Raw genomic sequence first — 23,343 nt, 5'->3', positions numbered from 1 at the left:
CGCCTTGGTCAGTACCTGAAGTGTCACCCTCGTTGGTCTCGGTGTTACCGCCTTCGTCAGTATCTACATCGCCTGGCTGACTATTAGAATCTGAACTGCCTTGATCGGCGCCAGTATCGCCACCTTGGTCGGAACTTCCGTCATTTGGCTGGTCATCAGAATTTGAGTCATCTTGCCCATCACCATTATTTTGGTCATCGCCTGGAATTGGGTTGGTATCAGTTGAATCGCCTGGGTCTGCACCGGTGTGTTCGTCTTGGTCAGTACCTGAAGTGTCACCCTCGTTGGTATCGGTGTTGCCGTCTTCGTCGGTACCTACGTTGCCATTTTGGTCGGAACTTTCATCGGACTGGTCATCTGAATCTGAGCCAACTTGGTCACCACCATTATCTTGGGTACCACCTGGGGTTGTATTGGTGTCAGCTGAATCACCCGGTGTGCCTGAGTCTTGACTCGCATCACCTGACTGACTATCAGAATCTGAATGATCTTGGTCGGTGGTATTCCCTGAATCCTGACCAGTATTTTCATTTCCTGACTGATTATCGACATCTGAATTTCCTTGATCTTCTCCGTCGGCTGGAGATGTTCCCTCATCCGTGTCTGTATCAGGTTTTTCAACTTTTTGAAGTTGGTCGAGGACAGTTGCGAGGTGGTTGATTTGGTTTTGTGTCAACAAGTTCTGAACGGTCAGAGTAGCAAATGTTTGCTCAAGACCTGCAATCTGCTCATCATCTTCTCCAAGTCTTTCCTTGGCTGCAGCCAAGGCAGTTGTCCAAGGGTTCAAATCGTCTGGTTGATTCCTTGGGACAACCAAGCCAAGCTTAAATTCTGCAGCAGAGACAAACTTATTAGTTTCGCTCTCACGGTTTCCGTAGGTTTCGGTAGCTGTAAAGATAATCTGCTTGGTCAAAATTTCACGACCAAAGTCTACTCGTTTGGTTCGGCTATCATTTGTCCAATCGGCAATAGCAAAGCTGTGACGTTCACCAGAGCTATCCACAATAACGAGATCACCTGCTTTGACACGACCGTTAGCCCCACTAGGACGTGGCACATAATCCAAATGAGTCACTGCAATCGGCTCTTTCAGCGTAGCCGTTGCTGGCTGACCAAAACCACTACCGTTCCAAGCTGAGTGCCAGATGGTACTTGGGTTGCCATCAAATGCCTTCCAGAGGTTCTCATTTTGACCTGGTTGCTCGCTAGCCACCGCAGACTCTATATCCTGTGTTGATACCGCCACTTTGTGACTGACCAGACCTGCTTGGGCGCGAGCTGCTTGGGCAATTAAGCTTTGTGCATCTTCAACGCTCAGCCCTTGACCCAAAGCAGCCATCAAGCTGACAACAGCATCCTTATAAGGCACCAAGGTCTCTTTGGTGTAAGTCTCGTCTGTTACTGGCAAATGACGTTTGATAGCCTCATCCAAGATTAAATCAGCGGTCACTTCGATTTCCTCAATGCGCAGGTTATCCAAAATAAAGTCATTATAGCCACGGAAGTTGGCATTGCCACCAGATTCACCCTTGGTATCGCCACCTCGAGCAGTTGAGAAGATACCAATCCAGCTCTGACCTGAATCGCTACCGTTAATCACATAGCTGGCTCGACCAGCACGATCGCTGTTTTCCCAAGTATTTTTCAATGGGTGAAGAGTCAGCTGGTCTGGACTACGGTACTCACCCTCACCGATAGCAAAGGCATAGGCATCATCAGAACCTGCTTCATAATCAAAGCTGACACGATAGGTCTTGCCCGCTTCAAAGGCAAAGTTCTGTGGAATGGTTTGGTAAACCAGACGACTACGTCCAACAAGACCATTGGTCTTCAGAGACCAGTTGCCATCAATCACATCAGAAATTTTCTTGCCATTCCAGCCACGTTGAGTATAAGGTTCATTCTTTTCAGAGAGGTGGGTACGGTTGTCCTCAACCCCTTCAATACCACCGATGACAAATGGGAAAATTCCTTGTGGCACATGCTCAAAGTCTTGGAAGAAGACCTTGGTCTTGCTGAAATCATGTCCACTACCGTACATGTTTGAACCATTTTCAAAGACACGCACCTCATCAAAGTAAACCTTACTTTCGCTGGCTTCATTTTCACCCTTACGAGTCAAAGTGAGTGTGACGTTTGACACATCATCACCTGTGGTGAAGAAAACATAAAGGTTTTGGAAGTAACTCTTATTGTCAACGGTCGCATTTCGCTCCAGAGTGTTGTGAGCATAGGCTTTGACATAGTTCAGAGCAATGGACTGATTGGTCTGGTTGCTGATCACCTTGTCGCCTGTATTGACCGTCAGGACTGCATCTGAGGTGCTACGGTTATCCACACCGACATAGACCGCATAGGCTGTATTTGGTTTGAGGTCAGTCAAGCGTTGAGAAACAGTGATATCGCTGGTGCTTGATGAGAGAGCCAGCATTGGGTTGTCTCCTTGAGACCGCTCGATTTGCGCTTTGCTGCTATCGCTCACTGTCCACGGAGACAGACTACCACTGTTGAACCCTTGGTCAACAATGTGCATGCCCTCACTCCACTTGACGTCTTTATTGGTCTGCGGACTGCGGTAAAGCACATAAGCTGTGTTAGCTGGCACATCAATGGTTACACGCCCATTTTGCACGGTCAAACGTTGCTCGTCAACCTTACCTGTATCAGTCAGTTTGTAAAGGTAGAGGTCGCCAGACTGCCAACCAGCTGGAAGCTCCCATGATGTTGCCCCTGCTTGAGTGTTGAAGTAGTAGAATTTCTTATCTGAGTCAGCTAAAGCACGACCATTAGCATCCCAATCCCACGGCATCAAGTAAGCTGAGCCATCATAGATGACACGACCATCTAAGGTCATGGTCCGCTCACGGTAGCCTGCGGCGTTGACATCATTGGACTTACGAGCAATCACCAGCTGACGGTTGTTGTCATCTTTGAGCTTAATCTCCATCTCAGGTATCCAACGATACTGTTCACCATTATCAGACATCGTTACTGGCGTGCCATTTGTCCAGCTGGTCACCTTGAAGTGCTGGATAAATTTCGTTGGAATATTGTTCTTGAAGAGATTGGTCATATAGCCCAGATAGTCGCTACGACCTTGCCAGCCTTCAAAGTCCTTCATGTCATAGCCACCTAGAAGTGGGTTGATGGCAGCACCACCATAGCTTGGGTAGTTTCCGACCCACGAATCTTTTTGGTGGTTGCGAATAAAGCGGACGATATTGCTGTTAATCCCTTTTAAGCTATAGCCACCGTAGGTCAAGTCAGCCGCCCAGTGTTGGAAGGTGGAGTCATATTCACCAGCGTAACCCCACTCGTAGGCAGCCCGCCAGCCATTCTCGTTAATCTCTCTGGACAGCATGTGAGTTGCCCAAGCAGAATCGTTTCCTGCTTGGCCATTGCCCCAAACATCGACATAGATAAAGTCCAGACCGTCACCCAAGGCATCACGCAAGTCTTTGAAGCGGTCAAAACGTCCGTGTGCCATGTCGTAGTCTGAGTTGATGTTAATCCCTTGGTCAATCCAGTTCCAGCCGTAGTTATAAGAGCCATCAGCGTTTTTGCGCAGACGTTCTGGAATGAAATATTTAGACTCAGGGTAGGTCTCAGAAGCATTGACGTGGATACCCAGTTTAGCCCCGTATGGACGAGCTTTCTCAATCAAGGTTTTGAAATCCTCGACACCACCGATACGACGACCCACATCAGCATAATTCAGGTGACCTGAGTCATGCCCTTCACTACCGTAACCTTTGAGCAGGATAGATTGCCCCAAACCATCCGTATGGAGGGTGATTTTTTTGATACCATCCAAGGTCATCAAGAATGGGTTTTGAGCCTGTGAACCGAAGTTCATAGCGATACGGTAAGCCACCAAGTCAGGCACACTATCATGCCCTTTCGGATTATTCATGATGTCACGGTAAGCAATAGCACCGTCCTGCCAGTCCACACGTCCGTCATCATTTTTATCTCTCGTGATAACGACCTTGGCACTCGGCAGAACGAAAGTCCGTTGGTCATAAACCTTGTTTTGGAAAGCCCGTTGATAAATAAATGGTGAACTTTGAATACCGATAAAGTTTTCGCCATTGGCTGAGAATTTATTAACTGTTAATCGGGTAAAATCGTTGGCGCCTCCGCCATAATTATGCTGAGAGTTGCTCCAGACACCTGCTGCCAGTTTATTGTTAGATACAAAACCATACATATAGCCACGAGTAGCCATGTCTCCCATGCTTCTCGTTACCGCCACCTCTTCATCACCATTACGATGAGTATTGGTTGACATGCGAGCGCCATTAAACTTGGCATCGCTATCGGCACTAGACACGGAAATTAGATGACTACCTGGAAGTTCAATGGTGCTAATCAGCTTTTTAACATCATCAATTTCTTGACCTGCTACCACGTTGTTGTGATTGGTAATCTCAGTCACATCGTAGTGGAGTTCATTACCAACCACCTTCAATTGAAGTTTGATAGTTGCATTGATACTGTTAGCGTCTGAACGTGCCGTGAGGGTATAAAGGACAGTGGTATCGTCAATTTTTTGGAAATTAACCGTTGGGTCAAGTTCAATGCCATTGATTTTAACTTTGTTGTTAGCGATGACTTGACCTGGTAGTGTATCTGTACCAAGCGTATATTCCCGCACCCGTGGGAAGGCTGTATCAATTTTAACAGCCATTTCTGCTGAGCGAATCGTGTCATAAGTATACTGGCTGTCATCTACTTGAGTGCCATTAACAGTAGGGTCTGGTTGGGTATTGGTTTGAACACCTTCTTGATTATCTGTCTTGACATCAACTGTAGTCACTTGATCGTTGAAGCGACCTGCCTTGAGGGCAATACGCTTGTTGTTGCGCAGTGCTGTCATGACCTCCGCCGGAATGGTCAAAGTATCAAAAGCCTTATTGCCGTTGACCGTCGCATTGAGCTGACCATCATGTTTCAAACTGACCATCAATTCATTGGTGCTACCTTTAGTTGGTGATGCCATACTACGAGTAGTTAACCAAGCACCACGTTGACCAGACGCCTTGTATTCCCAGAACCAGCCGCCAGCATTGTCATAACCGACAAAGATATGGTTGCTATTATCTTGGTGATTGAGGAAAACGCCAAAGCGCCCTGCACCAGGTTCAGACTGCTCAACAAACGTCAAATTGACAGTGGCGTTACCTTCCTCGCTGACTGCTAAACCTTCTTTGACAAACAGAGCTGCATTATTACCATTATCATTTTGAGCAGATGAGGTCAAAGTATTGTAACGAACTCCCTCTGCTTCCTTGACCGTAACCGTACCTGGCACAGTTGATGCAGGTGTCCATTCAATGGTTTTTTGAGCAGCTGCACGCGCTGTTCCTGTTGCTGGACTGTTTGAGATTTCTGGGGCAATGGCAGAGCTGGCAACCGGTTGACTGCCTTCCGTCTCGGTGACAGTAGGCGTCACGGCACTAGTTTCCTCACCGACTGGCTTCGGACTTTCTGCCTCAGAAAGGTCAGACAGATTGTTTGCTGTCGGCTGAACCGTCCCCTCATCAGTTTCTTTGTCCAGTTCTGCTACTGCCAAACCAGTGTCCGCTGTTGAATCGACAGCTCCACTTGTTTCAGCAGCTTCAACAGTCTGTCCAGACAAAAAACTCAGTCCGATAATCACCGAGCAAACACCCACGCTCAGTTTACGGATACTGAAATGACTTTTTTTCGAAAATAGGTCTTTTCCCATTTTTTCCTCCTCCAAAAAAGTTACACCTTAGTGTAATCGTTTTCTATACATCTATATAATAAACTATTTCTATATAAAATGCAAGCGTTTTTTATAGATAGAAGGAAGCAACATCACCGGACACGTTTCTCCTCTCTTTGTGCTTTCTTAATAGTCTCAGCTCCTCGCAATCCACCGATACGAGGGAACGACTGGTCTTGCTACCAACTATGTCAGCCCTATAAGCTGTTATGAAAATCGTTGTTCTAAACAAAAAATGCCAGAGCCAAGCTCTAGCACTTACTAATTTTTTGATGTTATTTGGTCGACTGACGTTTTTTGATGCCGTGATTAAGCACAATCTCTTTTTCTTCCAGTTCTTCCTTGTTCATGATTTTGGTCAACATACGCATGGCAACAGCACCCAAATCATAAATCGGCTGGCTAATTGACGTCAAGTTAGGACGAGTGTAATTAACAACTGTTGAATCATTACTTGTGATGATTTCAAAATCTTCAGGAACACGTTTACCAGCAGCGAAAAGACCGTTCAACAGGCCTGCAGCCAGTTCATCCTCGGCAACATAAGCTGCAGTTGCCCCTGAGTTAATCAAGCGCTGTGCGAGTGCAAAGCCATCTTCGTAGCGGTATTTGGCTTCAAATACCAGACCCTCGTTAAAGGTTAACTTATTCTTTTTAAGACCATCCTTATAGCCAGCCAAACGTACCTTGCCGTTGATATCATCAATCAGAGGACCTGATACAAAGGCAATCTTATCATGATTTGCCGCCAGCATATCCAACACATCCATCACCGCTTCCCTATAGTCGATATTGACACTTGGTAACTGATGCTCCAAATCAACTGTCCCTGCCAATACAATAGGTGTCCGTGAACGTGAGAACTCTGAACGAATCTTATCCGTTAAATGGTGACCCATAAAGATAATCCCGTCAACTTGCTTAGCAAACAAGGTGTTAACCACGTCAATTTCCTTATCTTGGTCTTCGTCGCTTGAGGTCAGCACGATGTTGTATTTGTACATCGCAGCGATGTCATCAATCCCTTTTGCCAAAGTCGCAAAGTAACTATTGGCAATATTTGGGACAACAACCCCGACTGTTGTCGTTTTTTTACTGGCCAATCCACGGGCAACAGCATTTGGACGATAGTCCAGACGCTCAATAACACTGAGCACTCGTTGACGGGTATTTTCTTTGACATTTTTGTTGCCGTTAACCACACGGCTAACAGTCGCCATGGATACTCCCGCTTCTCGCGCCACGTCATAGATGGTAATGGTATCATCTGTAGGCATAAATTTTCCTCTCTTTCTGAAAATGTCGTTTTCACTCTTATTCTACCACTTTATGGAAACACTTTCAAGCATAAATATAATTTTTTTGAAAAAAGCTGTTGCTTAATCCTTTTTCCGAGATGTGGCAATGAAATATCTGCCCTTTTCATATCACTAAAACTTTAACATCAAGCCCGGCCTTTCTTACTTAGGTAACGATAACTGTCTAAAAAGACTGACCAACAGCCATCAACTTAACCCTAAGCGAGAAGCAAACGACCGCTACACCAGTAAAACAATGAGCAGAAAACAGTGGAAACCATTCTCATAAAATGGTCGCTTTTACGACTGCACCAAAAAACAGACACCGATTGATAATCAGGTGCCTGTTTCTAGTGATGTAACGAATAAATAAAGTTCCCCCTACAATCCCAATCGCTCAAAAATCTCATCGACCCGCTTGGTGTAGTAGGCTGGGTTGAAGAGTTCGTCAATTTCGTCTTGGGTGAGTTTTTCGGTGACTTTTTCGTCAGCTTCCAAGAGCGGTTTGAAATCCACTTGGTTGTCCCACGAGTAAGCTGTTTTGGGCTGTACCAAGTCATAAGCTTCCTCACGCGTCATGCCTTTTTCGATGAGTTTCAACATGACACGCTGGCTGTAAATGAGACCAAAGGTAGAGTTCATGTTGCGGATCATGTTTTCAGGAAAGACCGTCAAATTCTTGACGATATTGCCAAAACGGTTGAGCATGTAGTTAATGAGAATCGTTGTATCAGGCGTGATAATCCGCTCCGCTGATGAGTGTGAAATGTCCCGCTCGTGCCAAAGTGCCACGTTCTCATAAGCCGTCACCATGTGCCCACGAATGACACGCGCAAGCCCTGTCATGTTTTCTGAACCGATGGGGTTGCGTTTGTGGGGCATAGCAGAGCTGCCTTTTTGACCCTTGGCAAAGAACTCTTCGACCTCACGCTGCTCCGATTTTTGCAGACCACGGATCTCCGTTGCCATGCGTTCAATCGATGTCGCGATGCTTGCGAGGACCGCAAAATATTCGGCATGGAGGTCACGAGGCAATACCTGCGTTGAAATTTCTTGCGGGCGGATGCCTAATTTGCCACAAACATATTCCTCGACGAAAGGAGGAATGTTAGCAAAGTTTCCAACAGCACCCGAAATTTTACCAGCTTCAACACCAGTCGCTGCGCGCTCAAAACGCTCTTGGTTCCGCTTCATTTCGCTGTACCAAGTCGCGAGTTTGAGACCGAAGGTCGTTGGCTCCGCATGCACCCCGTGGGTACGCCCCATCATGATAGTCATCTTGTGCTCACGCGCCTTTTCAGCCACGATGTTGGTAAAGGTTTCAAGGTCACGACGGATAATGTCGTTGGCCTGCTTGTAGAGATAGCCGTAAGCCGTATCCACCACGTCAGTAGAGGTCAAGCCATAGTGCACCCACTTGCGCTCCTCACCGAGGGTCTCAGACACCGCACGGGTGAAGGCCACCACATCGTGACGCGTCTCCTCTTCAATCTCTAAAATACGGTCAATATCAAAGCTGGCATTGGCGCGAATCTTCGCCACATCTTCCTTGGGAATCTCACCCAACTCAGCCCATGCCTCGCTAGCTAGGATTTCCACCTCCAACCAAGCACGGTACTTGTTCTCTTCACTCCAAATATTCGCCATCTCAGGGCGTGAATAACGTGTTAGCATTTTGTTTTGGCTCCTTTAATACTTTATATTTTTCATTAATTTTCCTTATAGATTTTTGCATATTTTCTTCGCTACACCAATATTTTCCACTATAATCAGATGTCGCCAACTTTTCACAACGTTTCATAAAATCTTTTACTCTTTCATGTTCAAGAAGCGTACTATCAGTCGAAATTTTATAGAAGAGAAATACCATATAATGCTCATAATCATAGAATTTTGAATAATCAAAAGTTGATGTTGAGTGACATTGTTGTCCCGTAGAAGACTTAGTATAATAGTAAAGGTGACTGATTTTTTCTAATACTCTTTCTAAAAAAGATACATTTTCAGATAGTATTTTATGGCTCTTATAGTCTGCTTCTAACAATACTGAGTTATTATTTTTTAAAAATTTGAAAATTATAGTTAATAATTTACTTTCATTTACCTCTCGTAAAAATTGGTCAACTAACTTCCAAAAATTTTCTGGGTATTTATCACACAAATACCTAAAAAAGTAATCTTTAACTAGCTCTTCAAATTGAGGAAACACATCAATTTCAGAATGAGCTAGTAAATATCCATTAATTACAATAGATAAATAGATTTCCTCTTTTGCTGTCAATTCTAGTTCCCGAATCTCTTTGTTATAACTATTCGGACCAATTAAAACTTTTGATAAAAAATTTAACACAATTTCTGAAGGAGTTTCATCCCAGTCTAATTGAACTAAATAATTATCGATTATTTTTTTAATAAGAATCAGTTGATTTTCTTTTGAAAAATCAGTAAAATCTGCTATTTTACTATCTAATAACTCACTGCTGTAATTTGAATATTTAACAATTTGATCAAAACCCTCTAGCCAATCTTCCTTTGAACCATTAATAACAAAGTTTGGAAATAAATATACAATATTATTCCATAATTCCTGTACAGTAGATTCCGTAATGTACCTATCCTTTGCATGAGCAGCAACGTTACGTAAATTTCTCATCTCTGGAAAGTACTTTCGAATATTTTCTTGTAAAGCAAAAATATTACCTGCCTTTCCATTATCGTCAGCATTAATTAAATTATTAACTTCTTCTTCCCAAGAATCCTCGTGCTTCAATAACTCAACCTTCTTTTGCCACTCTTTTAGACGCACGTCTTCTTCCGGACAATTCTTCATAAAGCTTTTGGGAACCCCCCTATATTTTATAGCTGTCTCACTAATGTATTTATGATTGGCAAGATATGAGAAGATATATGCTGCTTTATAGGCTTCAACTTGATAACATTTAATAGATTCTAAAAATAACTCATCATTTTCAAATCCTTTATCTATCATCCAATGCTTAAATTCTCTTAATTCCATAACTAAAACTCCTCTTTCCCTATCGCTACTGATGGATAATGATCTAATTTTGACAAATCGGTATCCAGCGGCAAGTCATAGATAGCAAGAAAATCGTTTGGATATTGATTTTTTAGCTCTGCCATTTTTTCAGAAATTGCTTGAGAATTTTCCGAAGCAAAAATGACTTCAACAACGCCTATCTCACCATTTTCAATAAAGGCATGAACAATAATCTGTATCATAGGATTTTCCTCCTAAAACTCCACAACCTCATCAGGTGTATCACTAAACACCGTCACGTGTCCCATTTTGCGGTTGTGCTTTGCTTCTATTTTACCATAGAGGTGGAGGTGGGCGCTAGGGTTTTCTGCGATATAGGCTTGGGCTTGTTCCATGTGTTGACCGAGGACGTTGAGCATGACGGCTGGGGCATGGAGTTTGATGGCTGGTAATGGCTGTCCTAACACACCCAAGATATGGGTATCAAATTGTGAAAAATCACAGGCTTCGATAGAGTAATGTCCTGAGTTGTGGGGGCGTGGGGCGATTTCATTAACTAGAATCTCGTCTCCTGCCACAAACATTTCCACACAGAGTGTGCCGGATAGCTTGAGCTGCTCTGCGATTTTGACTGCCATCGCCTGCGCTTTTGCACTCAAGTCGTCTGAAATGCGGGCTGGGACGATGGTTTTTGACAGGATATTGTTGTGGTGGATATTCTCCTGCACAGGGAAGACCGTCACATCCTTGCCATTGCCAGATACGATAACGGAGATTTCCAAGTCAAAATTGACGAACTCCTCCAAGACACACTCGGCAGAGTTGGCTAGTTTGTTGGCCGCTTCAAGGTCGGCGCGAGAACGAATGACGACCTGACCGTGACCATCATAGCCACCCGTGGCAGTTTTGAGGACATAGGTTTTTGAGAAGTCAAGATTTTCCAAATCAAGGCTGGAGGTCACAACCTTGTAAGGTGCCACGGTCACGCCAGCCTTATTAGTTAAGAAATCTTTTTCAAAGATGCGGTTTTGCGAAATACGCAGAAGGTCAGTCCCCTGCGGAAGTTGACCTTCTTTTATTACAGCGTCCAGACCATCTGCGTCCACATTTTCAAACTCATAGGTCAAGACATCACAACGGTCTGCTAGTTGTCGCAAACCCTCCACATCGCTGTAAGGTGCCACAATCACCTCACTCACGCGCGAAGCCGGGCAATCCGCTGCTGGGTCTAGCGTAATGACCTTGTGTCCCATATAGATAGCAGAAATAGCCATCATCTGCCCCAGTTGACCGCCTCCGATAATACCGATGGTTTTAGTTGAGTTCATCGCTCATGGCCTCCGCGATTTTTCCTTGTTCCTCGTGGAAATGGCTGAGCTGCTCTGCTATTTTCCCATCTTCAATAGACAGGATACGGAGAGCAGTCAAAGCCGCATTGGTTGCTCCCGCTTCTCCAATGGCCATGGTTGCCACAGGCACACCTGCTGGCATCTGGACTATGGAATAGAGGGAATCGAGACCACTGAGGGCACGAGACTTAACAGGTACACCGATGACGGGTAGTGTCGTCTTGGCTGCGACCATACCAGGTAAGTGAGCTGCCCCGCCAGCACCTGCGATGATGATTTTAATACCACGACCGCGTGCTTCTTCAGCGTGCTTAAACATAAGGTCAGGTGTCCGGTGGGCCGAGACAACTTTTTTTTCGTAGGGAACGCTGAATTGATCGAGGATTTCAGCAGTTTTTTGCATAGTCGCCCAGTCGGAGCTGGAGCCCATGATGATGGAAATGATTGGTTTCATAGTTAAGATACAAAGGGACGTTTCGCTTACGAAAAATTCCGTAGAAAAACAGGAAAACTAACGACGACGCTTGCGTCTAGGCAGTTTTATCTTTTTTCCTAGGAATTTAGTCCCGTGTTCAGTTCCTTTCCTTTTTTCTTTTGGTACTTTTCTGAGGTGGTGCGGACGGCAGACAGTGCTAAGTTTGGTTGGTGAATACTTCACTCAACCAACTACGGCTATTCCTATCGGACATAGCCTAAGCACTGCACTAACTCATCAGCGATTTATTATCGAAATCACTTCTTCGTGTCGCAAACCTTCTAACTTTAAATTTCCTTCTAAATTCTTTCCCATTTAAGCTTTCCAGCACGGCGACAACTGACGAGTTTGGCTCGCTTTCGCTCGCACTTATCGTTTAATTTATTTTAGACAGGCTTGGTCTCATAGCGACCTGTGGTCGCTTGCTGTGCTAATATTTATTTCACAGCTTTACTTCCGATGTCTGTTCGATAAAAGAGCCCCTCAGTGTTTTGGTTTGCCAGCTCAGCATAGATTTTTTCCTGTGCTGCTGGGACGGTATCGGCTGTGGTGACTAGCATATAGACGCGTCCGCCGTCGGATAGCAGAGTTCTGCTATTGTCATCAAACTTAGCGCCTGCATAGTAGGTGATGATGTCGCCAGTAGTCTTTTCTGGCAGTAGAACACCTTTTTCATAGTCAAGCGGGTAGCCATTAGAAGCGACGACAACGCCAAGGGTCACGCCATCCTCACGCCAAGTGATGGTTGGTTCTTTCTTGTCCAAGGTGTCGCTGATGTTTTGCGCAAAATCCGAAGTCAGCCGGGGCAGGATAATCTGGGTCTCGGGATCCCCAAAGCGGGCGTTGAACTCGATGACCTTAGGTCCATCGGTGGTCAAAATCAGACCACAGTAAAGAACGCCAAGATAGGGACGTCCTTCTGCCACCATACCTGCTAGAAGGGGCTTAATAATGGTCTCCACCGACTGATCGATGACGGACTGAGGTAGGTGGGGAACCGGTGCATAAGCCCCCATACCACCTGTGTTGGGTCCCGTATCGCCATCGTAAGCCCGCTTATGATCTTGAGCAGTTGGCATGAGGGAAAACTGTTCGCCGTTGACAAAGGCAAAGAGGGAAAACTCCTCGCCATTTAGGAATTCTTCAATGACCACACGGGCACCGGAGTCACCAAATTTATTATCCAAAAGCATCTCACGCGCCGCCTCGACCGCCTGCTCAATCGTCTCTGCCACGACCACTCCCTTGCCCAGTGCCAGTCCATCTGCCTTAACCACGATAGGGGCGCCCTGTTTTTCGATATAAGCCTTGGCCTCCTCAAAGTCGGCAAAGGTGCCGTAGGCGGCTGTTGGGATGCCGTACTTGACCATGATAGACTTAGCAAAATCCTTGGACCACTCCAGCTCTGCTGCTAGACGCGATGGCCCAAAAACTTTGAGGCCTGCTGATTCAAAATCATCCACGATACCCGCCGCCAGTGCATCATCAGGCCCGACAAAGGTCCAAGCGATGTTATTTTTCTTGGCAAAATCAATCAGGGCAGAATGTTCGGAAATTCCAATATTGACCAGTTGCAACCCATCTAGGGTCATGCCATCATTACCTGGCGCAACATAGACCATGTCCACCTGTGGCGATTCTAAAAGTTTCTTAGCAATCGCATGTTCACGTCCACCAGAACCGATAACCAACAGCTTCATTATCTTTACCTCTTGTTCTAAATTTATTCAACGAAACGCTTACTCTGCTCGAAAGAGGCTGAGACAAAAGTCCGAGCCTTTTTTTATATTCGGTATATGGTCAAGACATAGTAACCCAGTGGAGCTTTCTTCGCTTGACAAAGCTTGGGCAATCCGACTAGACCTTACGTATGGGAGTGGCACCTAGAAATAGGCAGATGAGGAATCTCTTTTTTCACTGCTCGAGTTCCGTCCACTCTCTTCCATCTCAGTGCCTAAAATGCCTTACTCCTGTAAAGACCATGGCGATGCCGTGTTTGTTGGCAGCTGCGATGACTTCCTCATCACGCACCGATCCGCCCGGTTGGATGATTGCCTTGATACCCGCAGCAGCGATTTCCTCCACATTATCCGCAAACGGGAAGAAAGCGTCTGATGCTAACACTGCTCCATCTAATCTGTCCTTGGCCTGCTCAATGGCAATCTTGACAGAAGCCACACGATTGGTCTGACCTGGTCCGACACCAAGGGTCATGTGGTCGTTGGTGATGATAATCCCGTTGGACTTGACATACTTGATGGCCTTCCAAGCAAACTCAAGGGCTGTCACTTCTTGCTCGCTCGGTTGACGCTCTGTCACCACCTGCCAGTCGGCCGGACTTTCCTTGACGACGTCCTGATTTTGCACCAGCATACCGCCGACTACGCCTGTGTATTCAGGCTCGGCTTCGCTGGCATCTTTGGCATCAAAAGGCAGTTCCAGCACGCGCAGATTGGCTTTTTTCTGGAAAATAGCTAGCGCTTCTGCCGTATAGTTCGGTGCGATGATGATTTCAAGGAAAATCTTGCTCATCTTTTCTGCTGTCGCACCATCTACGGCTCTGTTCAGCACAACAATCCCACCGAAAATGGACACAGGGTCTGCCTCGTAGCAATAATCCCAAGCTGTCTCGATGTCATCAGCCTGACCGATACCGCAAGGGTTCATGTGCTTGAGAGCGACCACGGTTGGCTTCTCCTTGAAATCACGGATAATGCGAATCGCTGCATCCGCATCACGGATATTGTTGAAAGAGAGTTCCTTACCGTTGAGCTGTTTAGCTGAAGCGATAGAATAGGCTGTCGGAAGAGCGTTTTGGTAGAAGTCCGCATCCTGTTGCGGGTTTTCCCCGTACCGCATCGGCTGTTTGAGGTCGTAGGTCAGGGTCAATTTTTCTGGCTTGGTTTCGCCAACTTGCGCTGTGAAGTACTCTGCAACCAGGGCATCGTAGGCTGCGGTATGACGGAAAACCTTGGCAGCCAAACGCTGACGGGTCGCATAGGTGATTTCGCCATCAGCCTTGAGTTCATCCAGTACCACTGCATAGTCTGCTGGATCTACAACAACCGTCACGCTGGCGTGATTTTTAGCTGCCGAGCGAAGCATGGATGGGCCACCGATGTCGATATTTTCCACCGCCAAATCATAGGTCACGTCTGGGCGCAGAATAGTCTCCTTGAAGGGATAGAGGTTTACCACGACAAGGTCAATCAGACCAATCTCATGCTGGTTGGCCGCCTCCAAATGACTGTCCAGATCGCGGCGGGCCAAGAGACCACCGTGGATTTTTGGATGGAGAGTTTTGACACGACCGTCCATCATTTCAGGGAAGCCTGTCACATCGTCGATGGCAATAGTTGCTACCCCTGCATTATCAAGGGCTGTTTTCGTCCCGCCAGTTGAGATAATCTCCCAACCTTGGGCTGTCAATGCTTGGGCAAACTCGATAATGCCTGCCTTATCTGATACGCTAATTAAAGCACGTTTAGTCATGGGGTCTCCTTATTTATTTCAAAAGATATGACGAATCAAGATACTAATCCAAGTTCTTTATAAACTCGTTTAATTTGCTGGATAAATTTATCGTCTCCCTTTCCTTTTTCGGTAATTTCTTTTTCTGAAGTTGTTGACCAGCGATAAATTTGTTCGATGCTGCCATAACCTCTTTTAAAAAGCTTTGCGTACTTCATGCAATTATACTTTGTAGCCGCATCAGATAATATTATTTTTAATTCAGCATCTGTCCACGGTTTACCTTTATTACTTTTATCAAAATTACTATCATTATCCTTTTGATAATCTACTAGTAGTTTTTCAATAAATAGGATTTTCTCTTCAAAAATCATATCATCAATATTTTGATTCAATGCATCAAATAAATTCTTTTTAAATTCTTGTTTTTTCATGATTAGTCCTCTCCTAATAACTCCCTCACCACTTGAGGATAGAGTTCATACTCCGCCTGATGTATCCGTGCTTCAAATGTTTCTAAAGTGTCTTCTGGCAAGCGTTGGACGCGGACTTGCTTGATGATTTGACCTGTGTCAACGCCACTATCCACCCAGTGGACGGTTACGCCAGATTGAACAACACCAGCATGCCAAGCGTCCTCAATGCCGTGGGCACCAGGAAATTCTGGCAAGTAAGCTGGATGAATGTTAATCATCCGCCCTTCATAGGCTGACAAGAGGGTTGGGCCGACAATTTTCATATAGCCAGCTAAGCAGACCAAATCAATCTGGTGCTGATCCAAAAGCTCAACCAAGGCTTGTTCGTAGGCTCCCTTGTCAGCAAAGTCCCTGAGCTCAAAACTGTAGCTGGGCACGCCTAACTTTTCCGCCCGCTCTAGAGCATAGGCGCTTTTTTTGTCGGAAAATAGCAGAGCGATGGGAAATTGTTTCGCCAACACTTGAAAGTTAGAGCCATTGCCAGAGGCAAACACGGCAATCTTCTTGGTCATGAGGCAATCACCACGCTCTTATCCGTTTTTTCGGTAATCCGCCCGATGTCATAGACCTCTTCGTTCACCAGTTCTCTAACTTTGTCAACATTTTCTGGAGAAACTGCCAAGACCAGACCAATTCCCATGTTGAAGATTTCAAACATTTCCTGATGTGGAATCTTGCCATACTTCTCCAAGGCGGTGAAGATAGGAAGAACGGGAATGCTAGCCTCGTCAATATAGGCAGCTAGGTCATCGCTGAACATGCGGGGCACGTTTTCGATAAAGCCGCCGCCTGTGATGTGGGCAATGCCATTAATCAGCCCTGCCTTGACCAGCGGAAGAACCTGCTTGACATAGATACGGGTCGGCTCAAGGAGGACTTCCTTGAGTTTGAGCCCTTCTAATTCTGGCAGGACTTCTTCACCCGTATAGTCAGAAAAGACCTTGCGGACCAAGGAATAGCCGTTAGAATGGATACCGCTGGAGGCCAGTCCCAAGAGGACATCGCCTGCTTGAACTTTACTGCCGTCGATGAGCTGGGACTTCTCGGCGATACCGACCGCAAAACCAGCCAAATCGTAGTCGTCTTCGCCGTACATGCCAGGCATCTCGGCCGTCTCGCCACCAATGAGGGCACAGCCCGCCTGCACACAGCCTTCAGCCACACCAGCCACAACTTGTTCTAGCTTTTCAGGCACATTTTTTCCAGTAGCGATGTAATCAAGAAAGTAAAGCGGCTCAGCGCCTGCTGCGATGATGTCGTTAACACACATGGCGACACAGTCCTGACCAATCGTATCGTGCTTGTCGTACTGGATGGCTAGCATAAGTTTGGTGCCAACCCCGTCCGTACCAGACACAAGCACCGGTTCTTTGACGTCCAGCTGGCTGAGATCAAACATGCCACCAAAGCCACCGAGAGCCCCCAGAACGCCCAGACGCTCCGTGCGTGCCACATGCTTCTTGATCCGCTCAACGACCTCGTAGCCAGCCTCGACATCAACACCAGAGGCGGCGTAGGCATTTTTGTTTTCGGTCATAATCGTTTCCTTTCATCTCGGAAATAGCAGAGCTTCTACTTCACATTCTCAATATAAAAACTAGTTTTTTCAGCTAAGCTACGCTTGTACTCTTCATCGTAATCGTAGAGCGGTGTCGGATAGTCCCCATCAAAGTAAGCGACACAGAGCCCGCCATTAGGAGCTTGGGTGTCAATTCCGATAGAAGCTATCAGCCCGTCCAGAGACAGATAGGTCAGCGTGTCCGCACCGATAATCTCACAGACTTCCTCAACTGTGTGATTAGCAGAAATGAGCTCCCTACGACTTTGGATGTCAATGCCATAAAAACAAGGATACTTGAGCTCTGGACTGGCAATCGCCACGTGAACTTCAGCCGCCCCAGCTTCCTTGAGCAAGCTCACAATCCTTCGACTGGTCGTCCCTCGCACAATGGAATCGTCCACCATGACCACTCTCTTGCCCTTGACCACGCTAGACACAGCAGACAGCTTCATCCGCACACCCTGCTCTCGTAGCTCCTGAGTTGGCTGGATAAAGGTTCGCTGGACGTACTGGTTTTTGATGAGCCCCATTTCATTTGGCAGACCTGATTCTTCGGCAAAGCCCATGGCTGCGCTGAGAGATGAGTTCGGCACACCAACTACAATATCCGCTTGATGGGAGAATTCCCTCGCCAGCTGACGCCCCATGTTTTTACGAGCAGTATGGACATTGACCCCGTGAATCACACTATCAGGGCGGGCAAAGTAGACATACTCCATAGAGCAAATCGCCAGCTGACGCTCTGTCGTGTAGGTATCAATGTGCATCCCCTCATCATCAAACACCACGATTTCCCCAGGCTGCATGTCTCGTACCCACTTGGCACCGATGACTTCAAAGGCACAAGTCTCAGAAGAAACCACCCAAGCCCCGTTCGTCATCTGACCGACAGACAGGGGACGAAAGCCGTTAGGATCAAGCGCTGCGACCAATTTATCCTCCAAAAGGAGCAAGTAGGCAAAGCCACCCTTGACCGTATTAAGGGATTCCTTAATCTTGTCCATCAGATTGGCTTGCTGACTACGACGAATCAGGTGCATGAGAATCTCCGTATCCGAAGAGCTAGAGAAAATTGCTCCCTGAGCTTCCAAGTCTTTCTTGAGTGACACGGCATTGGTCAGATTGCCATTATGAGCCAGACCTGCCTTCATGTCTGAAAAACGAAAATGAAAGGGTTGGATATTGTTGATAGAACTAGCACCAGATGTCGCATAACGCAGGTGACCAATCGCCGCTTGACCGACCAGTTTGTCCAGATTCTCTTGCTGCTTAAAGACCTCAGCCAGCAACCCTAAACCATGATGGCGTTTGAATTTGCCTCTGTCATTAGCCAGAATACCTGCCCCTTCTTGACCACGGTGCTGGAGACTATGGAGACCATAATAAGTCACTTGAGCCGCTTGAGGATGTCCCCAAATACCAAAGACACCGCATTCTTCATTGAGAGATTTGACTTCGTAAACCATGATTTTTCCTTTTTATTTCATGCAAACTCACTGTTGCTTGCTACTTCCCTGTAAAATACTTCACAGCACTTTCAAACAGTTTCTGGTCTTTGTTGCCCGGCACGTTCTGGAAAAGACCGTCTTCTGTCCGCTCAGAATGCGCCATCTTACCGATGATCTGCCCGTTTTCGCTGGTAATACCCTCGATAGCGTAATAAGAGCCATTGGGATTATAGCGACTATCCATGCTAGGATTGCCCTCATCATCGACATACTGACTGAAGATCTGCCCCTTATCACGAAGACGGGCAAATTCTTCAGCGGTGACGACAAATTTACCCTCCCCATGAGAAACGGGCACCGTATGAACATCTCCGACAGATAGACCTGCTAGCCACGGTGAATTGGTATTGGCAATCCGTGTCCGTATCATCTTGGCCACGTGTTGGTTGGCATCATTGTAAAAGAGAGTTGGACTGGTCTCGCTCAAGTCTTCAAAATTACCATAAGGCAAGAGACCTGATTTGACCAGGGCTTGAAAGCCATTGCAGATACCGATGACAAGACCTCCTCGCTCAATCAAGCGGTCAATCGCAGCTCGCACACGCTCCTGCCTCAAGATGGTCACGATAAACTTGGCCGATCCATCTGGCTCATCCGCCGCCGAAAACCCACCTGCGAAAAAAACGATATGAGACTTGTCAAGATTGTCAACCATAGTGTCAACCGACTGGGCGATGGTCTGAGCATCCAAGGTCACAAAAGGCACTAGCCGTACTTCAGCTCCTGCCTGCTCAAAGGCCTTAGCCGAGTCGTATTCCGAGTTGGTTCCTGGGAAAACTGGGATGTAAACCAGTGGTTTCTCCACTGGTTTTTCCGCTCTTTTGACAAATGGCAGAGCGACTGTTGGGACAGCTTCCAGCACATCAGATTGGGTAAATTTTGTTGGATAGACGTCTTCTAAAGTTCCTTCATAGGCTGCCAAGAGCTTGTCACCTGACAGGACTTGGTCGTTCACAGTCAAGGCAAAGTCTGCCACTGTGCGACCGATTGGCTCCAAACCAGCAATTTCTGTCGCAGAAGTAAAGACAAAGCCACCCAGTTGACCTGTCAAGCTGGTTGACACATCTGTCAAGTCGACCTGTGCACCGATGCCATTACCAAACATCATGAGGGCTAAGCTCTCCAGCAAACCACCATACTTAACCGCGGAAATCGCAGTGAGTTGATATTGCTCTTGCAAAGCAGACAAGGTTGTCAGATGACGCCGAACCTGCTCAAAGTCTACCTCGGCAGACAAGCTCACTCCTGGCAGATAGTAAATGTACTGACCTGCCGCCTTAAACTCTGGCGAATAGATACGACGGCTATCTGCCGTTGTCACCCCAAAGGCTACCAAGGTCGGTGGTACGTTCAAATCTTCAAAGGTGCCAGACATGGAGTCCTTGCCTCCAATAGCTGGCAAACCTAGCTGGCTCTGAGCCTCAATCGCCCCCAACAGAGCTGCTACAGGGTGCCCAAATCGTTCAGGGATCCGATCCATCCGCTCAAAATATTCCTGATAAGAGAAGCGTGCCTTGTCCCACTTAGCTCCTGTTGCTGCCAAACGAGCGGTCGCTTCGATGATAGCGTAAATTGCTCCATGATAAGGAGACCACGATGCCAAATAAGGATTATAACCAGCAGCCATGACAGATGCTGTCGGCGTCATTCCCTCTTGGACAGGGAGTTTTTGCACTGAGCTTTCAGCTGGAGTCAGCTGGTGATGTCCACCAAGTGGATGTAAGACCGTTGAACGTCCGACCGAACTGTCAAACAAGGTCTGCAAGCCCTTTTGGCTAGTATGGTTGAGGTCAGACAAAACTGCCTGCAAATCCTCCTCGAGACTAGCTAAATCTGTCGTTCTCTGGTAAGGTTGCTCGACCTGACAATCAACAACCTTAGCGCTGACCTGAGCACGTACCCCATTGGTATCCAAAAAACGTCGCTCAATATCCACGACAGTTTGACCATTCCAAGTCATGACGAGATGTGGTTTTTCTGTCACGGTCGCCACAGCAACCGCATGGATATTCTCCGTCGCACAGGCTGAAATAAAGGTATCCGCATCAGTCGGACGAACCACTACTGCCATCCGCTCCTGACTTTCTGAGATGGCAATTTCAGTACCATTTAGACCAGCATACTTGAGCGGCACCTTATCGAGGTCAATGCTCACCCCATCTGACAACTCACCGATAGCGACACAGACCCCGCCAGCCCCAAAGTCATTGGATTTCTTAATCAGACGGGTAACATTCCCATTGCGGAAAAGGCGCTGGATTTTGCGTTCTTCGATGGCATTCCCTTTTTGAACTTCCGCACCAGCCGCCTCAACAGATGCCACCGTCTGTACCTTAGACGACCCTGTTGCCCCGCCGATGCCATCACGCCCTGTTTTTCCACCAAGGAGAAGCACGACATCTCCTGCTTCTGGTTTCTCACGCACCACATTTCCCTTAGGGGCAGCACCAACAACCGCACCAAGCTCCATCCGTTTGGCAACAAAGCCTGGGTGGAAATATTCCTTGACATAGGTTGTCGCAAGACCAATTTGGTTCCCATAAGAGGAGTAGCCATGTGCAGCGGTTTTTGAGATAACCTGCTGGGGCAACTTGCCTGCTCGAGTGGCTGACAGAGGCGCTGTGATGTCCCCTGCACCCGAAAGCCGCATCGCCTGATAGACATAGGAACGACCTGATAAGGGATCCCGAATCGCCCCACCGATACAGGTCGCAGCCCCACCAAATGGCTCGATTTCTGTTGGGTGATTATGGGTCTCATTCTTAAACATGAGAAGCCATGGCTCTTTGACCCCATTGACATCCACTTCAATTTCTACCGAGCAAGCGTTGATTTCGTCCGAAACCTCAAGGTCATCCAAGCGCCCATTGGCTCTTTCATAGCGCCCAAAAATCGTCGCCATGTCCATCAGGGTGATAGGCTTATCCTCACGCCCTAGTTCCGCCCTCATCGCCAGATACTTGTCATAGGTCTCTTGGAGGTTTTTGGCAAAAGCTGACGCGGAAAAATCAATACCCACTAACTCCGTTTCAAAGGTGGTATGACGACAGTGATCAGACCAGTAGGTATCCAGCACCTTGAGCTCTGTCTCTGTCGGTACCCGACCGATGGACTTGAAATAGTCTTGAATAAAGAGCAAATCTGCCACTTCCATGGCAAGCCCAGCCTCTGCCTTATAATTTGCAAAGTCTGCTTCGCTCGCTGTCTCAAAAAAAGTCAGGTAGGGAATCTGAGCCTGAACAACAGCCTCCTCTTCAGCTATCAAACCTGCCGTCAAATTCTTGATTCGTGAGTCAATCGGATTGAGCAGATAGCTAGTCACCAATGCCAAATCAGCATCCGATAAATCAGAGTTAAAAAGATAGAGTTGAGCGGACTTGACTTTCACCTGTTGATCTGCTCCCAGAAGCTGCAAGGCTTCCTGAGCAGACGCCGCCCGTTGGTCAAATTGCCCTGGTAAGGCTTCGATTGCCACACTGCGGTAAGCTGATAAATGGAGGTCATCACTAGTTAAGAGCTTATCTGTCACAGGTTCTGAAAAGATCTGTTGCTCTGCTAATGTCATCAGTTCATCAGCCAAACCAAAGACATCATAAACCTGCAACACTCTCAAGCTCGTTAGAGTCTCAAGCCCCAATTGCCGTTGCAAGGTCCCTAGTAAGCTGGTCGCCTTAACTCCGAAAGCATTCTTTTTCTCCACAAAAATCCGCTTGTCCATCTATTCCTCCTTTTCAGCTACTGCCTGCAATCTTTCCAATACCCTAGCATACACTTCCGTCAAAGACCCCAAATTTCTCCGGAAGACATCCTTGTCCAGATGGTTCCCTTTCGCATCCCAGAGCCGACAATTATCTGGCGAAAACTCATCTGCTAAAAGAATCTGACCATCCTTATCCTTGCCAAATTCCAGCTTAAAATCCACCAAGGTCAGCCCAATCTCAGCAAACCACTCCTTCAACAACTCATTGATACGACGGGTCTCTGACTTGAGATAAGCCACCTCATCACTGGTCGCTAAGCCCAAAAAGGTCACATGCTCATCATTGATAAAGGGATCATCCAAATCATCGTTTTTATAATAAAACTCGATAATCGGTGTCTCTAAAACCAGCCCTTCTTTCAATCCAAATCGCTTGGAAAACGACCCTGCGGTACGATTTCGCAACACAACTTCCAAAGGAATAATAGACACCATTTTGTTTAATTGTTCGGTTTCTGATAAGCGTTTAATAAAGTGAGTCGCTACACCGGCTTTGTTTAAACGCTCAAAAATCAGACTAGAAATAAGATTATTGAGCCGTCCTTTACCTGCTATCTCTTCTTTTCTCGCCCCATTAAGCATGGTGGCTTGATCCTTGTAGACAGAGATAATCTGGTCAGGATCATCTGTACCATAAATATCTTTAGCTTTCCCTTGGTATAAGAGTTGAGTTGACATGAACAAACCTCGCTAAC

At 46.7% G+C, this 23,343-nt stretch carries 15 protein-coding genes; all 15 read right to left on the bottom strand.

Features of this window, described 5'->3' with window-relative positions; genetic code table 11:
- The coding region (locus tag A3GW_RS11070; protein WP_018368932.1) for an endo-alpha-N-acetylgalactosaminidase family protein at window positions 1–5,731 on the bottom strand (5,731 nt) is incomplete at its 3' end.
- 296 nt (window positions 5,732–6,027) lie between these two features.
- Entirely contained in the window at window positions 6,028–7,029 is a 1,002-nt protein-coding gene (gene ccpA / locus A3GW_RS0108855; RefSeq protein ID WP_018368931.1) for a catabolite control protein A, read from the bottom strand.
- A gap of 402 nt (window positions 7,030–7,431) precedes the next feature.
- Window positions 7,432–8,724 carry an adenylosuccinate lyase gene (purB, locus tag A3GW_RS0108850; protein WP_018368930.1) on the bottom strand — a complete coding sequence of 431 codons (1,293 nt, stop codon included), beginning with the start codon at window positions 8,722–8,724 and terminating at the stop codon, window positions 7,432–7,434.
- Window positions 8,699–10,066: a hypothetical protein gene (locus A3GW_RS0108845; RefSeq protein ID WP_018368929.1), complete on the bottom strand. Its 1,368-nt coding sequence runs from the start codon at window positions 10,064–10,066 to the stop codon at window positions 8,699–8,701. The genes purB and A3GW_RS0108845 overlap by 26 nt, the downstream gene beginning before the upstream one ends.
- A 2-nt stretch (window positions 10,067–10,068) precedes the next feature.
- Complete coding sequence (locus A3GW_RS0108840) at window positions 10,069–10,290, bottom strand: hypothetical protein (RefSeq protein ID WP_018368928.1); 222 nt, start codon at window positions 10,288–10,290, stop codon at window positions 10,069–10,071.
- Window positions 10,291–10,302: 12 nt separating this feature from the next.
- Window positions 10,303–11,376 carry a 5-(carboxyamino)imidazole ribonucleotide synthase gene (purK, locus tag A3GW_RS0108835; RefSeq protein WP_018368927.1) on the bottom strand — a complete coding sequence of 358 codons (1,074 nt, stop codon included), beginning with the start codon at window positions 11,374–11,376 and terminating at the stop codon, window positions 10,303–10,305.
- Window positions 11,363–11,851: a 5-(carboxyamino)imidazole ribonucleotide mutase gene (purE, locus tag A3GW_RS0108830; RefSeq protein WP_026216678.1), complete on the bottom strand. Its 489-nt coding sequence runs from the start codon at window positions 11,849–11,851 to the stop codon at window positions 11,363–11,365. Before purE ends, purK begins: the two co-directional genes overlap by 14 nt.
- A 458-nt stretch (window positions 11,852–12,309) precedes the next feature.
- Window positions 12,310–13,572, bottom strand: a complete 1,263-nt coding sequence (gene purD / locus A3GW_RS0108825; RefSeq protein WP_018368925.1) for a phosphoribosylamine--glycine ligase — start codon at window positions 13,570–13,572, stop codon at window positions 12,310–12,312.
- 247 nt (window positions 13,573–13,819) lie between these two features.
- The gene (gene purH / locus A3GW_RS0108820; RefSeq protein ID WP_018368924.1) at window positions 13,820–15,364 is read right to left on the bottom strand and encodes a bifunctional phosphoribosylaminoimidazolecarboxamide formyltransferase/IMP cyclohydrolase; all 1,545 of its coding nucleotides are present in this window, start codon (window positions 15,362–15,364) and stop codon (window positions 13,820–13,822) included.
- A gap of 35 nt (window positions 15,365–15,399) precedes the next feature.
- Window positions 15,400–15,777 carry a hypothetical protein gene (locus A3GW_RS0108815; protein WP_018368923.1) on the bottom strand — a complete coding sequence of 126 codons (378 nt, stop codon included), beginning with the start codon at window positions 15,775–15,777 and terminating at the stop codon, window positions 15,400–15,402.
- A gap of 2 nt (window positions 15,778–15,779) precedes the next feature.
- Window positions 15,780–16,331: a phosphoribosylglycinamide formyltransferase gene (gene purN, locus A3GW_RS0108810; RefSeq protein WP_018368922.1), complete on the bottom strand. Its 552-nt coding sequence runs from the start codon at window positions 16,329–16,331 to the stop codon at window positions 15,780–15,782.
- Entirely contained in the window at window positions 16,328–17,356 is a 1,029-nt protein-coding gene (purM, locus tag A3GW_RS0108805) for a phosphoribosylformylglycinamidine cyclo-ligase (RefSeq protein ID WP_018368921.1), read from the bottom strand. Before purM ends, purN begins: the two co-directional genes overlap by 4 nt.
- Before the next feature lie 35 nt (window positions 17,357–17,391).
- Window positions 17,392–18,846: an amidophosphoribosyltransferase gene (gene purF / locus A3GW_RS0108800; RefSeq protein ID WP_018368920.1), complete on the bottom strand. Its 1,455-nt coding sequence runs from the start codon at window positions 18,844–18,846 to the stop codon at window positions 17,392–17,394.
- A 40-nt stretch (window positions 18,847–18,886) separates the two neighbouring features.
- A complete protein-coding gene (locus A3GW_RS0108795) occupies window positions 18,887–22,606 on the bottom strand; it encodes a phosphoribosylformylglycinamidine synthase (protein WP_018368919.1) in 3,720 nt (1,239 codons plus the stop codon).
- Window positions 22,607–23,326: a phosphoribosylaminoimidazolesuccinocarboxamide synthase gene (purC, locus tag A3GW_RS0108790; RefSeq protein ID WP_018368918.1), complete on the bottom strand. Its 720-nt coding sequence runs from the start codon at window positions 23,324–23,326 to the stop codon at window positions 22,607–22,609.
- Window positions 23,327–23,343 lie beyond the last annotated feature (17 nt).

Origin of the sequence: Streptococcus entericus DSM 14446, assembly GCF_000380025.1 — a bacterium.
GTDB classification, from domain to species: domain Bacteria; phylum Bacillota; class Bacilli; order Lactobacillales; family Streptococcaceae; genus Streptococcus; species Streptococcus entericus.
Note: the sequence above shows the minus strand (reverse complement) of the source record. Positions and strands in the feature narration are given on the sequence as shown.

Excerpts from the sequence above, each read along its gene's own strand:
- purN (WP_018368922.1), bottom strand. The coding sequence starts at position 16,331 with ATGACCAAGAAGATTGCCGTGTTTGCCTCTGGCAATGGCTCTAACTTT.
- purM (WP_018368921.1), bottom strand. The coding sequence starts at position 17,356 with ATGACCGAAAACAAAAATGCCTACGCCGCCTCTGGTGTTGATGTCGAG.
- purE (WP_026216678.1), bottom strand. The coding sequence starts at position 11,851 with ATGAAACCAATCATTTCCATCATCATGGGCTCCAGCTCCGACTGGGCG.
- purF (WP_018368920.1), bottom strand. The coding sequence starts at position 18,846 with ATGGTTTACGAAGTCAAATCTCTCAATGAAGAATGCGGTGTCTTTGGT.
- A3GW_RS0108795 (WP_018368919.1), bottom strand. The coding sequence starts at position 22,606 with ATGGACAAGCGGATTTTTGTGGAGAAAAAGAATGCTTTCGGAGTTAAG.
- A3GW_RS0108815 (WP_018368923.1), bottom strand. The coding sequence starts at position 15,777 with ATGAAAAAACAAGAATTTAAAAAGAATTTATTTGATGCATTGAATCAA.
- purC (WP_018368918.1), bottom strand. The coding sequence starts at position 23,326 with ATGTCAACTCAACTCTTATACCAAGGGAAAGCTAAAGATATTTATGGT.
- purD (WP_018368925.1), bottom strand. The coding sequence starts at position 13,572 with ATGAAGCTGTTGGTTATCGGTTCTGGTGGACGTGAACATGCGATTGCT.
- A3GW_RS0108840 (WP_018368928.1), bottom strand. The coding sequence starts at position 10,290 with ATGATACAGATTATTGTTCATGCCTTTATTGAAAATGGTGAGATAGGC.
- A3GW_RS0108845 (WP_018368929.1), bottom strand. The coding sequence starts at position 10,066 with ATGGAATTAAGAGAATTTAAGCATTGGATGATAGATAAAGGATTTGAA.
- purB (WP_018368930.1), bottom strand. The coding sequence starts at position 8,724 with ATGCTAACACGTTATTCACGCCCTGAGATGGCGAATATTTGGAGTGAA.
- purK (WP_018368927.1), bottom strand. The coding sequence starts at position 11,376 with ATGAACTCAACTAAAACCATCGGTATTATCGGAGGCGGTCAACTGGGG.
- purH (WP_018368924.1), bottom strand. The coding sequence starts at position 15,364 with ATGACTAAACGTGCTTTAATTAGCGTATCAGATAAGGCAGGCATTATC.
- ccpA (WP_018368931.1), bottom strand. The coding sequence starts at position 7,029 with ATGCCTACAGATGATACCATTACCATCTATGACGTGGCGCGAGAAGCG.